The sequence below is a fragment of the Bacillus sp. S4 genome (assembly GCF_040838205.1).
Lineage (GTDB): Bacteria > Bacillota > Bacilli > Bacillales > Bacillaceae_G > Bacillus_A > Bacillus_A cereus_U.
Window position 1 is genome coordinate 1 of the sequence record NZ_JBFPJI010000417.1, and the last position, 2,518, is coordinate 2,518.

Below are 2,518 nucleotides of genomic sequence, written 5' to 3' on the forward strand. Positions count from 1 at the left end.
AGTTCTCCCAATCCCAATATCTCCTAAGCTTCCCTGTTGAAATACTATTATACTTAACATTTTGAACTAATAATTTTTCAATTCCATTTTGAGATCCAATATACTCAACTCCCCATCCTTTTTCCATAAATTTAGGAATCAATACCATATTAATCATTACGTGTCCGGCTGTACCGCCCCCAGTAAAGAGAATCTTTTTATTCATAACTTATATCCACCTTTATCATTAAAAATCTAGCTTTATATTAATCTTTAACTCAAGTCCTATATCTTGTAAGAGATCTTTGATGAGTTCATAAAAATCATTTCCATACTCACTACACTCATACTGAGCAAAAACTTGAATCACATGCCTAGTTCTAGTCTCTAGTGCTGGCTTTATTCGATCAATCTTTTTTTCTTCCACATACGCTCGATATTGATTTATTGCCTCATGGAGGTGCAACACATGCGCTTCTTCATCTTTCCAATCCAGCGTATCAACAATCGAAAGAAATAGCGTACTTTGATTATCTATTGCTTCATAACTATTCATATACTTCTTACACCCTTTTTTATTTTTCATTGAATGCAGATTTCACTGTGCTTCGCATACTCAAGTACATCTTTCAATGATTGATGAAATTGGATTTTCGGGACCCAACCTAACTTTTTTATATCCTCTAACACTAAACTTTTATTTGAGTCACTCTCAAAATTATCTGTTTCTTTTATAGTAAAGTTCAGCTGTGTTAATCCTTTATATTGTTCTAGTACATCTAATAAAGATCGTTTTACTCCTGATCCAATATTATATTCTTTTCCATTTATACCATCACGTAATAACACATGATACGCTTTAACTACATCACGTACATCTAGAAAGTCCCTACTATCTTTCAAACTGTTTACTTCAATAATTGGTTCACTTTTACCCGACTCTATATCTATCATTTTTTTTGCCAGAATAGAACAAATACCATTCGATACTCCTGGACCAATTAAGTTCGAGGGCTTTGCAATGATAATATTTGAATCCATTAACCCACCCCAAGCCTCTGCGACGATTACTTGCATAGTTTTACTTAAACTATATGGATTTGAAAATTTTATGTTGTTCATACTATCTGCTTGCAATGCAGATCCTATAACTAATGTTCTACAATGGGGTGCTTCTTGCTTAATTGCTTCTAATAAATATAACGTCCCTATCACATTAATCTCCATGTATTCAAGAGCAGCTGTCCAAGACTCTATGACCGAATTTCTTCCTGCTAAATGCAATACATAGTCTGGCTTTATTTGTTTAATTACCTTCATTACTTCGCCCTTATTAGTTAAATTACAAGTAATTCCATTCCTGCATTTTTCTCTATGTGAACGATTTTGAAACATAGGAATTACATGAAAGCCCTTGTCTAAAAAATATTGGCAAGCATGGCGCCCTGTGAAGCCATTTGCACCAGTTATTAAAAGGCTCACATTTTTTTTCATAGTAAAAATCCTCCTTTTTCTAACATTTGTTTCACCTCATGTTTTGCAAGTAAGTCTTGTTGAGAACTAAAACTCTTCACATCCACAAGCGGATAACTAGCATAATATTCTTGAAGTCCTTCTATAGGAATAGTCGGTAGTACCACAAAATAATTTTGATCAAAACTAATACTTGTTTTACTCTCTACCTCAGATAAAAGCATTTCACTTAATTTTTCACCAGGTCTTATCCCTACCTCTTTTATCTTCACGTTTTCTTTTTTCGAATCTTCAATCAATACTTTTGCTAAATCCGTTATTTTACATGCTGGCATTTTCATAACAAAGATTTCCCCTCCTCTTCCTTCAGATGCTGCTTTAAATAACAATCCAACAGCATCTTCAATTGTTAAGAAAAATCTAGTCATATTTTCATCAGTAATCCCTACCTGTGAAGACTTTTTAATTTGCTTTTTAAAGAGCGGTACCACACTTCCACTCGTCCCTAAAACATTTCCACCACGAACACAAATGAATTTTGTTTTCTTCGTTTGCACATTCGCATGAACCATTAACTTTTCACCAATTGCTTTTGTCATCCCATACGTATTTGATGGGTCGGCCGCTTTATCAGTTGAAACATATATAACTTTCTCAACTTGCTTCTGGATTGATGCTTCAATTACATTTTGCGTACCATGTATATTTGTTTTTATAGCTTCATAAGGATAATACTCACATACTGGAACATGTTTTAAAGCTGCAAGATGGAATACATAATGTACACCTTGGCAAGCATATACGAGTTGGTCTTTATCACGAATATCTCCAATAATAAATTTCAATCTATCTTCATTTATAAACTGTTGCTGCATTTCAAACTGAACTGTTTCATTTCTTGAAAAAACTCTAATTTCTTTCGGTGATTGTTCTAATAGTTGTTTTATAAGTTCATGCCCCCACGAACCTGTACCACCAGTAATTAAAATTATTTTATTAAGCATTCCTTTTCCTCCTACCGGACATTTCATTAAAAATTGTATTTATTAACACGATTGAATTATTT

General features: G+C 33.2%; 4 protein-coding genes. All 4 read right to left on the minus strand.

Annotated features, from left to right (window positions below):
• Nucleotides 1-205: glycosyltransferase (locus tag AB3X48_RS20995; protein ID WP_367959901.1), on the minus strand; the 205-nt coding region annotated here is incomplete at its 3' end.
• A gap of 21 nt (nt 206-226) precedes the next feature.
• Nucleotides 227-565 (minus strand): DUF6572 domain-containing protein, encoded by a 339-nt coding sequence (locus AB3X48_RS21000; RefSeq protein ID WP_016105934.1) that lies wholly within the window; start codon nt 563-565, stop codon nt 227-229.
• Nucleotides 562-1,473 carry an SDR family oxidoreductase gene (locus AB3X48_RS21005; protein ID WP_016105935.1) on the minus strand — a complete coding sequence of 304 codons (912 nt, stop codon included), beginning with the start codon at nt 1,471-1,473 and terminating at the stop codon, nt 562-564. The genes AB3X48_RS21000 and AB3X48_RS21005 overlap by 4 nt, the downstream gene beginning before the upstream one ends.
• Nucleotides 1,470-2,456: a UDP-N-acetylglucosamine 4,6-dehydratase family protein gene (locus tag AB3X48_RS21010; protein ID WP_367959902.1), complete on the minus strand. Its 987-nt coding sequence runs from the start codon at nt 2,454-2,456 to the stop codon at nt 1,470-1,472. The genes AB3X48_RS21005 and AB3X48_RS21010 overlap by 4 nt, the downstream gene beginning before the upstream one ends.
• Nucleotides 2,457-2,518: the final 62 nt, after the last annotated feature.

Coding starts and splice junctions, on each gene's coding strand:
- AB3X48_RS21000 (WP_016105934.1), bottom strand. CDS start 565: ATGAAAAATAAAAAAGGGTGTAAGAAGTATATGAATAGTTATGAAGCA.
- AB3X48_RS21005 (WP_016105935.1), bottom strand. CDS start 1,473: ATGAAAAAAAATGTGAGCCTTTTAATAACTGGTGCAAATGGCTTCACA.
- AB3X48_RS21010 (WP_367959902.1), bottom strand. CDS start 2,456: ATGCTTAATAAAATAATTTTAATTACTGGTGGTACAGGTTCGTGGGGG.